The 18,530-nt window shown below is 41.7% G+C and carries 10 protein-coding genes and 2 pseudogenes; 1 reads left to right on the top strand and 11 read right to left on the bottom strand.

Features of this window, described 5'->3' with window-relative positions:
• Positions 1-380: 380 nt before the first annotated feature.
• The 3 genes and pseudogenes from LIT25_26535 to LIT25_26525 all read right to left on the bottom strand — a co-directional run bounded on the left by LIT25_26535 (position 381) and on the right by LIT25_26525 (position 4,967).
• Positions 381-3,701 (bottom strand): metallophosphoesterase, encoded by a 3,321-nt coding sequence (locus tag LIT25_26535; GenBank protein USK36692.1) that lies wholly within the window; start codon positions 3,699-3,701, stop codon positions 381-383.
• Positions 3,702-4,419: 718 nt separating this feature from the next.
• Positions 4,420-4,668 carry a PTS system mannose/fructose/sorbose family transporter subunit IID gene (locus LIT25_26530; protein USK36691.1) on the bottom strand — a complete coding sequence of 83 codons (249 nt, stop codon included), beginning with the start codon at positions 4,666-4,668 and terminating at the stop codon, positions 4,420-4,422.
• A gap of 129 nt (positions 4,669-4,797) precedes the next feature.
• A pseudogene (locus tag LIT25_26525) lies at positions 4,798-4,967 on the bottom strand (IS4 family transposase).
• A gap of 103 nt (positions 4,968-5,070) precedes the next feature.
• On the opposite strand from LIT25_26525, the gene LIT25_26520 reads away from it, so the two are divergent.
• A complete protein-coding gene (locus LIT25_26520; protein ID USK36690.1) occupies positions 5,071-6,501 on the top strand; it encodes an IS4 family transposase in 1,431 nt (476 codons plus the stop codon).
• A 147-nt stretch (positions 6,502-6,648) separates the two neighbouring features.
• Here the strand turns inward: LIT25_26520 and LIT25_26515 are convergent.
• From LIT25_26515 to LIT25_26480, 8 genes and pseudogenes are all read right to left on the bottom strand, one after another.
• Positions 6,649-7,427: pseudogene (locus tag LIT25_26515) on the bottom strand (alpha/beta hydrolase).
• Positions 7,428-7,768: 341 nt separating this feature from the next.
• Positions 7,769-8,872 carry a HupE/UreJ family protein gene (locus LIT25_26510; GenBank protein USK36689.1) on the bottom strand — a complete coding sequence of 368 codons (1,104 nt, stop codon included), beginning with the start codon at positions 8,870-8,872 and terminating at the stop codon, positions 7,769-7,771.
• Positions 8,873-9,111: 239 nt separating this feature from the next.
• Positions 9,112-9,453, bottom strand: coding sequence for a hypothetical protein (locus LIT25_26505; GenBank protein USK36688.1), 342 nt, complete (start codon positions 9,451-9,453; stop codon positions 9,112-9,114).
• A 131-nt stretch (positions 9,454-9,584) separates the two neighbouring features.
• The gene (locus LIT25_26500) at positions 9,585-12,455 is read right to left on the bottom strand and encodes a metallophosphoesterase (GenBank protein USK36687.1); all 2,871 of its coding nucleotides are present in this window, start codon (positions 12,453-12,455) and stop codon (positions 9,585-9,587) included.
• A 157-nt stretch (positions 12,456-12,612) separates the two neighbouring features.
• Entirely contained in the window at positions 12,613-12,777 is a 165-nt protein-coding gene (locus tag LIT25_26495; GenBank protein USK36686.1) for a hypothetical protein, read from the bottom strand.
• Between the two features lie 312 nt (positions 12,778-13,089).
• Entirely contained in the window at positions 13,090-13,872 is a 783-nt protein-coding gene (locus LIT25_26490; protein ID USK36685.1) for a DeoR/GlpR family DNA-binding transcription regulator, read from the bottom strand.
• A gap of 652 nt (positions 13,873-14,524) precedes the next feature.
• Entirely contained in the window at positions 14,525-15,016 is a 492-nt protein-coding gene (locus tag LIT25_26485) for a hypothetical protein (GenBank protein USK36684.1), read from the bottom strand.
• Between the two features lie 15 nt (positions 15,017-15,031).
• Positions 15,032-18,235: a carbohydrate-binding protein gene (locus tag LIT25_26480; protein ID USK36683.1), complete on the bottom strand. Its 3,204-nt coding sequence runs from the start codon at positions 18,233-18,235 to the stop codon at positions 15,032-15,034.
• Positions 18,236-18,530: the final 295 nt, after the last annotated feature.

Below are 18,530 nucleotides of genomic sequence, written 5' to 3'. Positions count from 1 at the left end.
TCTAATCCCTTGGAGCGAATCGTAATTGTGTCAATAAATATTGAGGTCTAAATATAGAGCGTCCCGCAGCAAATATTTTGCCGCGGGACCTCTTTTCATCAAAGTTTAAATCTAATCCCTTGAGCGAATCGTAATTGTGTCAATGAATATTGAGCGTCTAAATATTGAGCGTTCCGCAGCAAATATTTTGCCGCTTCACCTGATATGTGCTTCCCGCTTTGAGCCTTCACTTCACTCACAAAGCCCTTTAGCTCGTTGTTTGCCAATTTGTCCTGCAGGCTATCGGCAATTCCCGTTTGCTCAGCGCCATCGTCTACCGTGTAGCAGGTATCGGCTACACCCGATTCGTTATCGCTCGCGCTTAAGGTTACAGTGACATCTTAATTGACCGAGCCGCTTGGCGCATTGTCCGTTGTCGTTGGCGATTGTTGATCACTCAATTGCCTTACTTCGTCCTGAGTCAACGGGAGATCATATACGCGAACGTCGTCCAGCAGTCCATTGTAACCTTCTGCGCCGGTTTCGGTGGCTCCCAGCACGATTTTATTCGTCACAGTCGGAAGCAGTCCGAGATTCGTTGTATTGCTTGTCACTAAGTTACCGTCGACATAAATCTTCATCCCCGTTGAATGATCGTAGGAAGCCACATAATGATGCCATTTGTTATCGTTGTAAGTCCATGGAAAATACAGCGCTTTATAACTGGATGAAGCAATGGGCCAATGGGCCGCGCGAGCTTGACCGCCTGCCAACTGAAGGGCCGTGAAACGATTATTGTTACGGAAAATGCTCGTGGTGCTGGTTGCAGGTTGAGAAGTCTTGAACCACAACGACACGGACTCGTCACCTGTTTTATTCAAAGTTGCCGAAGAGTTGAACTCGGCCCTTGAGCCGCCGCTGAAAGCAAGCGCTCCGTCTTTGCCCGAATCGGTCCAAGTCGGGTTGTTAACCAGAGTTCCGGTGTTGCCGTTGCCTGAAGAATCGCCGACGGTTGTACCGGAGCCTTCATCGAACTTCCAGTGGGCTACTAATTCGGCAGCCCTTGCAGATACGCTAATGCTTGTTGTCAATGGAACACTGTTCGGGTTTGTGACTCCAATAGGCAGAGTTACTTTTCCTGTTACCGTGAAGGTCTGCGCCGTCGTGGCAGTTGGATCGTAGCTTGCACTATTTACATCCCAATTCACACTGGCATCCACATTTCCCCCATCGGTTACAAGGGCTACTTTAGCAGGCAATCCAAGAGCTTCCGCTGTCTTCGCCGTTCCGATGGCCACTGTTACCGGTGCAGGCGCAGTGATGCTGTTCAATTTTTTTTCTTGAGTCTCTATCAATTCAAACCAGCGCAAAACCCAAAAAGGTGCAGTTGCTTTCAGCCTTATTTTATGTGAGCCTTCACTCAGTGCGACCGTATCGGATTTAATGACATAGTTCCAATGCGAGTTTAAGAATGTGGTTCTCGTTTGAGGTACTCCATCTACCTGGAATTCAATCTCTGCCGGACCGAATTTTCCATTTTGACTCCAGCTTGTTGCCACCTTGTAATTTACTTGATAGAATCCCGATTTTGCCACATCTACGTGATATTCCATCCAGTCGCCTTTTTCTATCCAAACCACTTGCCATGCGGGTCCGCCATCATTAACCCGTCCACTTCTAAGTACAGCACCCTGTTTCGAATTGTAGTTTGCACCTTCTATCCTTCCTGGCACCGATGCTGAACCAGACAATACATCTAAAATATTTACGTTAAAGCTGGCTGTCTTTCCACCTAGAGTCACAGTCAGTTGCACTTTTCCTTTACGAAAAGACTTAAAGCCGGTAATATGATCAACCGTTACGTTCTCCACTTTTGTTGTTCCATCGCTGTAAGTGCCTGTCACAACCAGCCCATCTATATTAATCCCATCTCCCTGCAGGTAATTCAACTTTGTTGGCAGTTTAGTTATTTCGATGCTTTGCAACTTAACGTTAGGAGTCTCGTTGGCAATTGCCATGATCTGATCTGTAGACAATTCTTGATTGTAAACCTTTACTGCATCAATACGTCCATTGAAGCTTTGTTGGCCTCTACTGTCTGCACCGATATACGTTCCCGTTGTAGGTGTGGCAGGAGTTGTATTGTTATCGGTTACTGGTACGCTGTTGCCATTGATATAAAGCTTCCAGGTGCCGCTTTTTCTTGCCGCAGTAATATTGGTCCATTGTCCTGGAGTCAATGCAGTCTGCGATCCAAGGATCGTCTGCCCGTTGACCGCAATGGAAACCTTATCGCCTTGGTCATGATCCAGCACGATTGAATATCCATTGGTACGGCCATCTCCGTTGGACAATATTTGTTGAGATCCTGAGGTTGCACCATTCCACTTCACCCAAGCTGTTAGCGTTACATTGTTTGTTTTTGTGGATACAAGATCTGCACTTGCATAATTACCGTCAGCACCGTTCAGGCTGAGTGAAGCGGAACCTTCCATTTTATCCGTCGTATCATAGGCAGCACTTCCATGCAAAGTTGCATTAAACCCATTCTTGATACTGTCGTTGCCATTGCCGTTATATCCCCACATCGTGCTGGGATCTTTACTATCCATAATTTGGAATTTATCTATGTTCACGCCCGCTGCGTTGCCATCGCTTTTTATGACGATCTTGTTATTTGGACCCTGATTCAGCTCAACAGGTACCACCAAATCGTTATACGAGCTCGTGCTCCCGGTAGTCGGAAAGCTGAGCGTCTGTACTTTGGCTCCATTTACATATAATCCCTTGGCAACATTGGCAGCATCGGTAGCATACCTTATTTTCAATATTTTATTGCCGCCAGAAGCTCCGTCAACCTTGAGCGACTCGATATATGCGCTTCCATGGTTCATATTCACATACTTGCCGCCGGACGGATTTATGTCGTCGCCAGATGTTGCATATGCGAACACACTATCCTCGGCTTCATACATGCCGGTTGTATTCGGGTGCAGACTCATAGTACCTTCCCATATGGTTTTTTGTGTAGTTACATCTCTTCCCTTTACATGCACCTTGTCTTTATATACATCAAACATCATAGCTTGACTCTCTAAAACGGCACCGTCTCTTAATGCAGTAAATCTATTGGTGTACATGTTGCCTTGTATCTTAGTATCGTCGTGAAGATGCCCTGTTGTTAAAATAGCCTGTGGATATTTTTCAAGGATATCTCTGAACTTCTGTTCCTGTCCCGTTTGTTCACCATAATTATCCGAATATGACTTGGATACGGTCTTGGAAATAGGCATATGGTTGAACACAAAAATCGGCTTGTCCGGTTCAGCATTTTCAGCAAGCTTACTTTTAAACCAGGCTAACTGTTCGTCGGACATATACGCGGTATTGGTCGGTTTCTTATCATACCCTAAAAATAGGAAGTCATAGCCTTGTATTTCCCGGTGGTAATACACCTTATTTTCTGGTATTCCTGCCTTTTGTATAAATCTGTTCACCGCTACATTAAAATCCGACTGCCAATCATATTCATGATTTCCCATTGTATAATGCACCGGCGGATGATCTTTTACAGAATCGATAGCATTTTTTATGGCATCATATTCACCGCTATCCCCGAGATTGGTTATATCCCCGACTAAAACGATTGCACTTGCATTATTATTTTTAGCATCCGTTACAGCTTTAGCCGTTTTACCCGTATTGCTATGCGTGTCCGACATGGACATGAAGCTGAAGATAGGTTCTTCCGTAGTGTTTTCTGTCCCTTCTGCATAGCTTTCCCCCTGAAAAGGCACAGCACTAAAACCTACTAGAATAGCTATTATCGTTAGTGTTAGAATTTTTAACCTTTTAAGAAATAGCATAATTAAACCTCCTGTTATTCTTTGTAATACTCAATATGAAATGGCCGTTTGTCATTTTGCTTAGCCCGTTAAGGGGTCCCTTAGAGGGGTTGAAAATCAGGATTTTATATTACTTGATCGCTTAGCTGGAAAAATTCTCGTTTTGACAGCGAGACCCCGTTAACATCGAATCTGGTTGTCCCTCCCTCGTCGTAAAGTTTTTGAGCTAAATTCGTAAGCATTGATCCTATACAACTCTTGCTGCAAGATTTCCACCCAATTTAGCATATCAACTCACTGATACATTCCATTGGCCGGACATTATTCTAAAACCACCCCCTCCAGAATCAAATTTGCTTATCTGCTTAATGGTAAGTGACAAATTTTAACAGGGTGTAAATCCAACGTAAATTTTTGCAATATTGATAATTGTTTTAACTATTGGTTTAACTATTGGTATAACTATTGGTTTAACTATTGGTATAACTATATAGTTCAAAAGTTATATTCTGTGTGGGCGGGGCGGAATTTAACGAATATTCATAATAACAAACTCACCCTGTCAGGCCTGAATATCATCCTGATCTAAAATTGCTTAAAACACATTTAATAGAACACCCACAATTGTAATAGCTACTAATATGAGCAGAACTTTTTTCCCACTATACTTTTTCCTGGAAATTAAATACCAGAAAAATAGGACTGCAAGAAGGGATAGGAACCCTGGGAAGAAACCGTCTAAGATCTTTTGTAATTCAATAGTTTCTTTGCCATTCGGTACCTTTAATGTAGTTGATAAATGGACGACTGAGGCTGCTAATCCCCCAATTTGGGGTAGTACCACATCGCTATCAAGCTAAGACTGCATTAGGAAATTTTCAGGAGAGTTTTTTTACTTTTTATAGGGGATCAGTGTAGATTATTTAAAAATTCGCATACGAAATAAACCCTAATGGGTTTTGTCTTTTTTTAATTAAGCAGCTAGATCTTCAGATATGGTACAATTGTAAACGACACCTAATATATCAAAGACTGTTTTTTCTGGTATCTATGAGATTTTCGTCCGTTGCGCTGTAGGAGGTTAAACAGACGAAGGAGACTCTTTGATAATTCTTGGGTGCCTTTTTGTATAGTTTGGAACAGGGGTACCGCCACATACCCATCAAGCGAAGTTAAAATCATACCCTCAAAATGAAAAAACGCTATGCTTATCGTAAGAGGTTTACGAGAAAGGATGGCGTTTTTGATGAATCCTATCATTTCAAATGAACTAAATCTTTTCGCACAAGAGCTACAATACTTTTTATCTCCAGTAGTCCTACAGAACATATCCAAACAAGTTGGCTTTGTACAGCGATCTAGTAAGTATCAAGCAAACGAACTCATTGCCCTTTGCGTATGGCTCAGTCAGGAAATCGCTAGCACATCACTTACACAATTGTGCAGTCGGTTAGAAGCTTCCACAGAGGTACTAATTAGCCCAGAAGGACTGAATCAACGCTTTAATCCAGCAGCTGTCGCATTTCTTCGAGAAGTCTTTACTTCTCTTCTCTCAAAAAAACTCTGTTCAAATCAATCGCTTTCTGCACACATGATTTCTACTTTTAATCGTATCCGTATCTTAGATGCGACAGTGTTTCAACTGCCTGATCATTTTGCCACTGACTATCAAGGTTCAGGTGGGAGTAGTAATACGGCAGGTGTGAAAATCCAATTGGAAAATGATTTACTGAGTGGTCAATTTCTTAACATGCAGCTTGGACCAGGAAAGAATAATGATAAAACATACGGTACCACCTGCCTTGAAACCGTTGAGGCAGGCGATTTATGTTTGCGTGATCTTGGTTACTTCGATTTAGGTGACTTACAAGCCATTCATGATAAAGAGGCTTACTATATCTCGCGGTTGAAGCTGAATACACGTATTTATATCAAAAACCCTGAGCCAGAATACTTCAAAAATGGCACGTTAAAAAAGCAAACAGAATACATCCAGCTTGATATGACACAAATGATGTCTAGTCTAACCCCTGGTGACACGATGGAAATTCCCGATGCATACATTGGCCAAAATCAGAAGCTTCCAGCACGTGTCATTATCCATCGTTTAACTGATGATCAAACGCAAACACGCCTGAAAAACCAAGTGATACGTGAAAAGAAGAAAGGCATTGTCATGAAGGATAAAAGTAAACGTTTAATGGGCATGAATGTATATTTCACAAACACGTCGCCAGAAGAAGTAACAACGAACTACGTGCATTCATTGTATTCACTTCGTTGGCAGATTGAGATTTTGTTTAAAACGTGGAAGTCATTCTTCGAAATTGATGAATGTAAAAATATGAAAAGAGAACGCCTAGAGTGCCATTTATATGGACAACTCATTGGCATTCTCCTCTGTTCTTCTACGATGTTTCAAATGCGACAGCTTATGCTTGAAAAGAAAAAGCAGGAGCTGAGTGAATACAAAGCGATATATATGATTAAAGATTACTTTCCATTACTGTTTAAGGCGATAGCAGTTGGCACAGAAGACCTTTTGAAAATTCTGCATCGCCTTTATCAGCTGCTCAAAAAGAACGGTCGTAAATGTCATCGGTATAAGAAGATGACCGTCTTTGATATTCTAGGGGTTGTGTATGAAACGACGGTGAAGCATAGACAAGCTGCCTAGCAAAAAAATCGTGTTTTTAAAGGCTTTTTTGGCATGCTTACTTTTTCATCACTCGCTAGTTTTGAAACAAGGATTATTTCGTATCTAGTAATTTACTTATTAACTTGATGGGTATGTGGCTGTACCCCAATAAGTATAAATTTTCAACTAAATAAATTGTGTTAATAGCTGGTTAAACTTGTCACGTTCTTCCCAGAAAGGAGCATGACCACTGTAATGAAATGGAATAAGCTGTGAATTCTTTATTAGCTTATTAGTTTCCTGAGCATTGGTGAAAGGAACGATTTTATCATGGATACCATGAATAATTAGTGTTGGTACGAGTATCTTGTCAAGATCATTGTACACATTCTCATCTCTTAGAGTCTTCATAATTCCGGCAGTCGACCACCCAGCTGCTTGTAATCCCAGCTGAAAGAACCAGTCCGAGAATGCTCCAGTGATATGCTGGAAGAAAAAGAGATCCGTTACTCCTTGAAGCATTTTAGGTCGATCATTATATGTTTCTGTAATAAATTTATTTGCAACTTCCTTTGGAACACTAGTAGGTGCAGCAGCATCAATAAGAACTAATTTAGATACACCATAACCTTGATATCGAGCCATGTATCGAATCGATATCGCTCCTCCTGTGGAATGTCCTGCTAGTGTGAAGTCTTTTAATTGTAGTGCCTCTACTACAGCGCGGACATCATCTGCCAGTCTGTCAAAATTATAACCAATGAAAGGTTTATCCGAATTGCCAAAACCCCTCCAGTCAATTCCTATCATCGATATCCCATTGCCGGAAGAACATTAAACTGATATTCAAACTGTTTATGGTTTAATGGCCATCCATGTATAAATAGTATCGTCTTGCTGCCCCCCGGATTAATATCTTCAACATATAAATTCACACCTTGCTCTACAGTAACAAAGTATCCCATGCCGATTCCTCCATGATAAATATGGTTTCAACAATAAGATATTCATATTTGTAAACATAAATGAGTACTTATCCCAGTTGTAGGTCCGAAGCGAAAAAGGTAGGGTTTATTGCTATCCTTCTCCTTTGCATAACTTACAAATTCAAAATGAACCATCTAAGTTCCTTTCTTTCTCTACAATCTGACCCTTTTTTAGATTTATTTTATTTTTATAATGCTTCGAGTAGGGGTCATTTTTCATTACTCCTCACCTCCCTGAAAAAACTTGGTTAGACACGCAATAATAAAAAAGAGCTAGCAAAAATACCGCTAACTCTCGTATTGATCAATAAATGGCCTAATTACAATCTTTGAATCAACCAATAAAATGCCAGCACAAAAATAAGGCAAGACGTTGAAATCATCATTTTACGATACCATGGGAACCTTCGCAGCCATAGTAAGAAGGGAAGTAATAGGCATAGGACCATGATCTGGCCCGCTTCCACACCTAAATTAAACGTCAGGAGTGAGCCAATCAGATTACTCTTTGGAAGTCCCGTTTCAGCCAAAGCCCCGGCGAAACCCATACCGTGAATCAGGCCAAATAAGGTCGTCAATTGCCACCGCCATTTCGCCTTTTGAACAAACATATTTTCCACTGCCACATAACAGATCGTCAGGGGAATCAAGGCTTCGACCCAATGCGAACTGACCTGAATACGGTCGGTGGCCACCAAGAACAGTGTAATGCTGTGGGCGACTGTAAATGCGGTAACAATCTTCAACGCATCCTTGAATCTAGATGCAATTAATACTAAGGATAACAAAAACAGCAAATGGTCATAGCCGGTTAAAATGTGTTCGATTCCAAGTACAAAGTATTTCCACAGGACGGAGCCAATCTCGGACTGAGCACTATGGCCGCAATCGCTGCAGCTTCCGGTAGTTTCCGCCGCGGGAAAGGTGATCTGAATATCTTTTCTATTGATATCAAGAATATCCTCATAGAAAAATTCCCCTGAATGGACCAAGAGTACACTCGTATGAGCAGGCGCATCTTCAAACACCAGATTGTAATGAATATTTAATTGTTCGATCGCTTCATCGGCGGTTAACCTTAATTGAAACACTACGCCTCTTGTGGAATCCTTTGTTGTCACGTCCATCGAAAGCAATTCCATCGTTAAGGGTTTCGAATCCACATCTATTCGAAGATCTTTCTGTAAAAACGATTCGATTCCGTCCTTTTGCGAGGGCAGTTCCTCGTTTTCCAGATTATCATTCTTGTTGGTATCAAATTGCACAAGCAAGTCTCGTTGATCAAGAAAAAGTTCATAGTCAATCTGGTTCCCTTTAACGTTTAACTTCGAGTAACCCATGCTTGAGGAATGCGCAAATGAAGTTGTGGCAGTCCCCAAAATTAATACGATGATGAACAAGGAGAGGAAAGTTCTTAGATTCATTGCTTCTGGACCTCTTTTCATAAAATGGACCAAGTAGAGAAGGAATTGCTATGCAAGCCTGCAACAGGAATTTCACAGGCTTGCGTAACAATTATAGTTCCTAACGTGGTAAATCCTGAATCCATCAATAATAATAGGGGGAGAAAATGGATCTCCCCCGTTACATTACCGATCCATCCTAAAATTCGTAAATGTGATGGCATCTGTGTTTATTCTCTTGGGTCAAGCTTTGAATTGCTTTACTTTTGTTTCAATACATATTGAGCGTCTCGCAGCAAATAGTTTGCCGCTTCGCTTGAAATGTGCTTCCTGCTTTGAGCATTCACTTCACTCACAAAGCCCTTTAGATCGTTGTTTGCCAATTTGTCCTGCAGGCTATCGGCAATTCCGGCATTGTCGATCCATTTGGTATCGACAAAGCGTGTCACCAACGTCTTTAAGGAATCGATGCTGGCTACTGTCTGAAAAACGGTTTTGCTTACCTGGTTTCCGGCCAAGTCGCTGGAGGATACAACAAGCGTATGCTGCCCAAGCGGCAACGTATAGAGCGGGATCGCCGTTCCGATTTGGTAAGCATGCAAATCAAGCGTAACCGTCGTTTTGCGTTGTCTACACCCGACAACTTATCGGTTAGTGTAATCTTAGGCGTCAAATCCCCGGAATCTTCATAAATGCTGTTGTCTCCCAGTACGGTCATCTCGACCTCAGGAACTTACTTATCCACCGGCGCTAAAATTTTCATTTCCGACAAACCGACAGCGGAGCCGATTCCACCGGATACCTGGAATTTGACCCATGTCACCGTCTTCTCAGGGAAAGTTACAGAATAAGCGCTCCCGTCATCCGGGATTCCTGAAACCTTAACCGTGCTTCCGTCGCTAAAGGTAAGCGTTCCGCCGGGCGCCCAGTCCACTAAATTAGGCCGATCATAGAAGATAATCTTGTTGAACGTTTGAGCCGTCGTCCAATTCAGCTGGATCCATGGATTCAGTTCTGACTTGGACACCCATTCGCTGCCCCTTATGATGCCATCGAACGCTTTGTCGGGAGTATAACTGGCATTGAAATACGATGAAGCGGTAACTGAGTCGGTCCGAATCTTATTAACAGTTACTCTAATGCTTGTTGTCAAAGGCACGTTATTGGGATTTGCCACCCCAGTTGGCAAAGTTACAGTTCCATTTACAGTGAAGGTCTGTACAGTCTTTACAGCGGGATCATAGTTTGAAGCATCTACATTCCATGACACATCGGCAAACCCCCAGCCTTCATCGGTATCCAAGGGTACTGTCGCTGGCAATCCAAGGCCGTCCGCTGTCTTCGCCGATCCGATTGTCCCCTCTGTTATGTCAGCAGGCGCAGGGATGCTGTTTAAATTACCACTGTTTTCATTAATGTCAATCTCCTGCGACGAACGGTTATACATGGAATCCGCGGCGAATATTCGGAGTGTATAAGGAGTAACCGGCGACAAGCCTGTCATCTTGTATTCCCTATATACATCGAATGGCTTGTCTAGCGGCAGCGAAAGACTATTGAACGATTTGTCCACTTCTCCTGTAAGCTTGTTGATCAGATCAACATTGTATTCCAGCACACGAACGTTGTCACTGGCTTGCTTCATTGTAAAAATAAGCTCGTTGTTTTCGAAGGATTTTGGCTTAATACTGCCTTCATCAAACTGCGGAGGTATGAGTTCTCTTATATCGTTCCTGCTGTACGTAAAGGCATTTTTGCCTTCGCCAGCGTTTACTACACGAGGTATGCCTACAAATTCTTCAGTACTTAAATTGTACTGTTTGATAATAATTTTCGGACCGTAAACCTCCAAGAAATTCACAATGCGCGGTATGGTATGGTATTTATTGATATAATTTCCTTCAATATATCCGCCGTACGGACCGTTATCGATATAACTGGAATAGTGCGACGAACCGGAATCGAGAAACGTAGCCGAACCTTGATGGAGAGAACGTTCGTCGGTCGGGTCGTATTGCGTATGGCCTGACATATAAAACACCTGCGACAAATTATTGTCGGCAATATATTTACCTACAGCATTACTTCCCGAGCTGCTCCATCTCGATCCCCACACGGTTCCGCTTACAGGGAAGTGAGAAAATACAAATATGGGTTTTGTTGGATCATAATCCTCTTCTTCTGTGATTGTGTTGAGGTAATTTTGGGTTTTTCCCACCGTATTTTGGTTATTGTAATTTGCGTCAAAACCGACAATATTGTATCCTTTTACCTTAACCCGATAAGCACTGTTAAAGAAATTGTTATCGTACGAATTCGTTGCTTCGTTCCATGCGCCCGCCGAACCGATAGGTATTAGGTTTTCGGAACCGCCCAAATCATGGTTGCCTCTTACCATTAACAACTCCGTACTGTCAAATAAACCCTCATTTTGAAGTTTATTGTATACTTTTGTAAGCCCACCCATCCACACATGTTCACCGGCGTTGTTACCTCCGGTAACGTCGCCAGGAATCAACATGACATCGGCCTGCGGGAACACGCTCATGGCTTTTCTCATATCTTCTTCCACGCGCGCGATTGTATTAGGATTACCATTGATTTCTGTGTCACTGTTTATAGTTACATTTAAACCGGGGGGAGTTAATGTTTTATTGCTTTTTTGATAGATGAATATGGCGTTGTTTAGTTCACGTTCGTAATAATTGATGGTTTCCTGTGTATAGAATTTTTCTTTTTGCGTTCTTGCAACCTTTTCTGCATATCTCAAAGCCTTTTTCAAATAATTAAAATCGGTTTTGCTGAAGCCTTTGCCGCGACCGTCTTCTACGATTGCACTTGCTTCTGATATGGTGTCGTTAAGTGCGTTCATATCTACTTCATGTCCAGCGTAACTATTATAATTCGCTTGAACGACTTTACTGCTAATGACGCCTTTCCAAATCATCAGATCAGCGATATCGAATGAATTACCGCCGAGGTTGCCCAATCCGTCGCCACCTATATTCAATGGATTCGACGTATCTAAAGATCCGTGCCTCAGCGAAGTTTCAGCCATTTTGTAAGCATCAATATAAAGCGACGCGAGCATTTTATCTCTGTCTACAACAAATGTCACGTAACGCCAATCGGAAGCATCAAACGTGTTGCGCCCAAAGGAAATGTTCTTTACTTTTGCAGTCGGGAATCCAAAATTCATGTTGATCGAATTGGCTGATGTGTAAATCGCCCAGCCTGCGTTAGAGCCGTTACTAAAATCCTTGTTTGATAATATGACATTATTATTTTTAGTGTCGCCCTTATACCAGAAGGATACGGTAAAACTCTCTTCTCCAAATTTCAAGCTCTGCGGCGTACTGACATAATTGCCATTTCCGCTTTCTAAATGCAGAGCTTTGGTTCCGGGTAATACACCGTCTACAAAACTATAATTCCCTTTTGCTATCAAATCTTGTTGATTTGCATCGTCCTTCAAATTATTATCAAATTTAATCGATGCAATTTTGGCATCTTTGCTGGCATTATCTATTTTTGCGTATGTGGTGGTCGATAACATAACGAATATCATCGTGAATGCGAGGGTAATAGATAAAATTCTTTTCATTACAGAAAACCTCCATATTTTAAGTATTTTAAGAGCCTGTTCAAAAAGCTTGTAAAATTGAGTAAAAAACAAAACCGTAGCGAAACTTCGATGCGGAACTCATTGATTATATCGATCCTGTCCACGACTCCATTGTGCTGGAGAAGGTCGCCCCGCTTTACAAGGATGGCGGGCATCCTCCCATCGATCGGGATGAGAGGAGATTTTTCGTCACGGAAATCCCCCTTTCGTTTCCAATATTGAAACCTTGATTTTCTCCTTCTGCTGCTCTCATTAAACTGAAATGGTGCTTTAATTCTGGTACGCCGATATTTTGAAGCATCACCTCCTAGAATAGGGGAAATACATGACAATAGACGCCACCTCAAAACAGCATAAAATATAACATACTCACACAAATTACCTATTGTACAAACAAATAATACACAATTATTATTGATTTTCTGTAAATATCGTGTAATTTTTTTGAAAAATCACCAAAATCACACAATTACACATTAATAGCTGATGGTGGATTTTATTTTCCTGGCTGCAAAAAATAAAAGATTTACTTTGCTACTTGAAATTTGAGGAGAAAAGCTGAAATGAGATAAACTGAGTTTAAAAAACACATAAAAAAAAGGAAAGTAGACGGCTACTTTTCCTCCAAATTAATCTTATTCACAATTTCAATACCTTCTTTTTTATATTTCTGCAGTACCTTTTCGGATAGATTTGAATCAGAAATAATACGGTCAACCCTTTCAAAATGGCAGACTTTCAATAATGATGCAACATCAAATTTACTGCTATCCGCCAGCACAATGCAACTTCGAGAATTCTCAAGCATTTTCTTTTTCACTTGGTATTCACCTAACCCGTAATCCGTCAGCCCTTCCGTCAAGGAAATACCACTGATGCTCATAAAAAAAGTATCAATGTGAAATCCTTTAAAAAATTCTTCCGCTAAAGAACCTACTAGACATAATTCTTCATTTCGGAGTACACCCCCCGGCATCAAAATCGTATAATGAGGCATTTCTGAAAGTTCATTGGCAATGATTAAGGAATTTGTTAAAACGGTAAGTCTTTGAAACCTGCTTTTTAATTCTTTCGCCAATTCGGTATTTGTTGTGCTGACATCTAATGCAATGGATTGTCCTTCTGTAACATAATGTGCAGCAATCTTCGCTATTTCCTTCTTTTCCTCAATATTTTTGGTTTCCCGCAATGAGAAATTGATTTCTTGACTGTTCGCATTATCTAAAACCGCTCCACCGTGCACCCTTCTTATATACCCTTCTTTCTCGAGATATTCAAAATCCCTGCGGACTGTTTCGGTAGACACACCAAACGTTTTTGTGATCGAAGACACCTTGACAGACTTATTTTTTCGTAAGCATTCCATTATATGTTCATGACGCTCATGAGCTAACAATATTTTCACCTGCTTTAGTTATTAGGCAAATTTGGTATTTCTTAATTTTTTTACTTATTCTATAAATAACACAAATTCGCATAAGTTCACAACCTAACTCACGTGAGATTCTTGCAAAGTTTTTACAAATGGATACGTACATACAAGCTTTCTCAGTATTTTTCTACAAAACTATCCAATATAAATAAGATATGTTTGAATGAACATAATTTTTTGAAAAATGAAGAAATAACCAAAAGTCTGGTTTATAGGAGGAGGAAAACATATTTAGGAGAAGTATGGCCGTTTCATTACTGTTGGTATTTAGTATTTTTACTGGATGCACACAAATTCTCCGCGAAAGAGAATCTAGCATTATCAAAACAGAATTTTTTATCATATTTTTTTATAAATTTTCGAACTTAATTTTAAATCCACTGCAAGCTTACATTGTAGCCAGTATAGTATTTGCCCGCGATGGCTGATTTCGTCTTCAAGGGGTACCGCCAATGTCTGGACCCCTATTTGCATAAAGAAGTGGAGTTTTATGTAACTTCTTATTTAATATAATGGCCCGATTGCCCTTGGAGCGAATCGTAATTGTGTCAATAAATATTGAGGTCTAAATATAGAGCGTCCCGCAGCAAATATTTTGCCGCGGGACCTCTTTTCATCAAAGTTTAAATCTAATTCCTTGAGCGAATCGTAATTGTGTCAATGAATATTGAGCGTCCCATAGCAAATATTTAGACGCTTCACTTGAAATGTGTTTCCCACTTTGAGCCTTCACTTCATTCACAAAGCCCTTTAGCTCGTTGTTTGCCAATTTGTCCTGCAGGCTATCGGCAATTCCGGCATTGTCGATCCATTTGGTATCGACAAAGCGTGTCACCACCGCCTTTAAGGAATCGATGCTGGCTACTGTCTGAAAGTGAACGGTTTTGCTTACCTGGTTTCCGGCCAAGTCGCTGGAGGGTACAACAAGCGTATGCTGCCCAAGCGGCAGCGTATAAAGCGGAATCGTCGTTCCGATTTGGTAAGAATGCGAATCGAGCGTCACCGTCGTCTTGCTGTTATCGACCCCCGACAGGTTGTCGGTTAATGCAAACTTAGGCGTCAAATCCACGGAATCTTTATAAATGCTGTTGTCTCCCAGTACGGTCATCTCGACCTCAGGAACTTACTTATCCACCGGCGCTAAAATTTTCATTTCCGACAAACCGACATTTGGCCCGCTTCCACCGGATACCTGGAATTTGACCCATGTCACCGTCTTGTCAGGGAAAGTTACAGAATAAGCGCTCCCGTCATTCGGGATTCCTGAAACCGTCAAAGTGCTTCCGTCGCTAAAGGTAAGCGTTCCGCCGGACGCCCAGTCAGCTAAATTGGGCCGATCATAGAAGATAATCTTGTTGAACGTTTGATTCGTCGTCCAATTCACCTGGATCCATGGATTCTGTTCTCCCTTGGAGGCCCATTCGCCATTAACCGCTTGCCCTATGCCATCAAACACTTTGTCGGGAGTATAACTGGCATTGAAAGACGATGAAGAGGTAACTGTAGCGTTCCACGCTGGGATCTTATTAACAGTTACTCTAATGCTTGTTGTCAATGGAACGCTATTCGGGTTTGTGACTCCAATAGGCAGAGTTACTTTTCCTGTTACCGTGAAGGTCTGCACCGTCGTGGCAGTTGGATCGTAGCTTGCACTATTTACATCCCAATTCACACTGGCATCCACATTTCCCCCATCGGTTACAAGGGCTACTTTAGCAGGCAATCCAAGAGCTGCCGCTGTCTTCGCCGATCCGATTGCCACGTCTGTTATGTCAGCAGGCGCAGTGATGCTGTTCAATTTTTTTTCTTGAACCTCTATCAATTCAAACCAGCGAAGAAGCCAATAAGCTGCATTTACATTCAGCCTTATTTTATGAGAGCCTTCACTCAGTGCGACCGTTTCGGATTTAATGACATACCTGTTCCAACCCCCGGTTGAGAATGAGGTTCTCGTTTGAGGTACTCCATCTACCTGGAATTCAATCTCTCCCGTTTGTATTCCTGATGCCACCTTGTAATTTAATTGATAGAATCCCGATTTTGCCACATCTACGTGATATTCCATCCAGTCGCCTTTTTCTAAAGCACCCACTACCCATGCGGGATCGCCATCATTAGTCGGAGCACTATTAAGTATAGAACCCGGTCTTTTCGAATTGTAGTTTGCACCTTCTATCCTTCCTGGCACCAATGCTGAACCAGGCATTACATCTAAAATATTCACATTAAAGCTGGCCGTCTTTCCACCTAGAGTCACAGTAATTGGCAATTCTTTTTTAAGAGTGGTACTATCAAAGCCGGTAATATGATCAGCCTTTACGTTCTCCACTTTTGTTGTTCCATCGCTGTAAGTGCCTGCCACAACCAGCCCTTCTAGATTAAGATATTGTTCTCCCCGCAAGTAATTCAACTTTTTTGGCAGTTTAGTTATTTCGATGCTTTGCAACTTAACGTTAGAAGTCTCGTTGGCAATTGCCATGATCTGATCTGTAGACAATGCTTGATTGTAAACCCTTACTGCATCAATACGTCCATTGAAGCTTTGTTGGCCTCTACTGTCTGCACCGATATACGTTCCCGTTGTAGGTGTGGCAGGAGTTGTATTGTTATCGGTTACTGGTACGCTGTTGCCATTGATATAAAGCTTCCAGGTGCCGCTTTTTCTTGCCGCAGTAATATTGGTCCATTGTCCTGGAGTCAATGCAGTCTGCGATCCAAGGATCGTCTGCCCGTTGACCGCAATGGAAACCTTATCGCCTTGGTCATGATCCAGCACGATTGAATATCCATTGGTACGGCCATCTCCGTTGGACAATATTTGTTGAGATCCTGAGGTTGCACCATTCCACTTCACCCAAGCTGTTAGCGTTACATTGTTTGTTTTTGTGGATACAAGATCTGCACTTGCATAATTACCGTCAGCACCGTTCAGGCTGAGCGAAGCGGAACCTTCCATTTTATCCGTCGTATCATAGGCAGCACTTCCATGCAAAGTTGCATTAAACCCATTCTTGATACTGTCGTTGCCATTGCCGTTATATCCCCACATCGTGCTGGGATCATTACTATCCATAATTTGGAATTTATCTATGTTCACGCCTGCTGCGTTGCCATCGCTTTTTATGACGATCTTGTTATTTGGACCCTGATTCAGCTCAACAGGTACCGCCAATTCGTTATACGAGCTCGTGCTTCCGGTAGTCGGAAAGCTGAGCGTCTGTACTTTGGCTCCATTTACATATAATCCCTTGGTAACATTGGCAGCATCGGTAGCATACCTTATTTTCAATATTTTATTGCCGCCAGAAGCTCCGTCAACCTTGAGCGACTCGATATATGCGCTTCCATGGTTCATATTCACATACTTGCCGCCGGACAGATTTATGTCGTCGCCAGATGTTGCATATGCGAACACACTATCCTCGGCTTCATACATGCCGGTTGTATTCGGGTGCAGACTCATAGTACCTTCCCATATGGTTTTTTGTGTAGTTACATCCCTTCCCTTTATATGCACCTTGTCTTTATATACATCAAACATCATAGCTTGACTATTTAAAACGGCACCGTCTCTTAATGCAGTGAATCTATTGGTGTACATGTTGCCTTGTATCTTAGTATCGTCGTGAAGATGTCCTGTTGTTAAAATAGCCTGTGGATATTTTTCAAGGATATTTCTGAACTTCTGTTCCTGTACCGTATTTGGATAATAATTATCAGAATATGACTTGGATACGGTCTGGTAAATAGGATTATGCGTGAACACAAAAATCGGCTTGTCCGGTTCAGCATTTTCAGCAAGCGTGCTTTCCAGCCAGGCTAACTGTTCGTCGGACATATACGAGATATTGTCCGGTTTCTTATCAAACCCTAAAAATAGGAAATCATAGCCTTGTATTTCCCGGTGGTAATACACCTTCTTTTCTGGTATTTCTGCTTTTTCTATAAATCTGTTCTTCGCTACATTATAATCCGACTGCCAATCATACTCATGATTTCCCATTGTATAATGCACCGGCGGATGATCTTTTACAGAATCGATAGCATTTCTTATGGCGTCATATTCACCGCTATCCCCGAGATTGGTTATATCCCCGACTAAAACGATTGCACTGGCATTATTATTTTTAGCATCCGTTACAGCTTTAGCCGTTTTACCCGTATCGCTATGCGTGTCCGACATGGACATGAAGCTGAAGATAGGTTCTTCCGTAGTGTTTTCTGTCCCTTCTGCATAGCTTTTTCCCTGAAAAGGCACAGCACTAAGGCCTACTAGAATAGCTATCATCGTTAGTGTTAGAATTTTTAACCTTTTAAGAAATAGCATAATTAAACCTCCTGTTATTCTTTGTAATACTCAATATGAAATGGCCGTTTGTCATTTTGCTTAGCCCGTTAAGGGGTCCCTTAGAGGGAGTGAAAATCAGGATTTTATATTACTTGATCGCTTAGCTGGAAAAATTCGCGTTTTGAAGGCGAAACCCCGTTAACGTCGAATCTTGTTGTCCCTCCCTCGTCGTAAAGTTTTTGAGCTAAATTCGTAAGCATTGATCCTATACAACTCTTGCTATAAGATTTCCACCCCCTCCAGAATCAAATTTGCTTATCCGCTTAATAGTAAG

Origin of the sequence: Bacillus sp. F19 (assembly GCA_023823795.1) — a bacterium.
Lineage (GTDB): Bacteria > Bacillota > Bacilli > Bacillales > Bacillaceae > Bacillus_P.
Note: the sequence above shows the minus strand (reverse complement) of the source record. Positions and strands in the feature narration are given on the sequence as shown.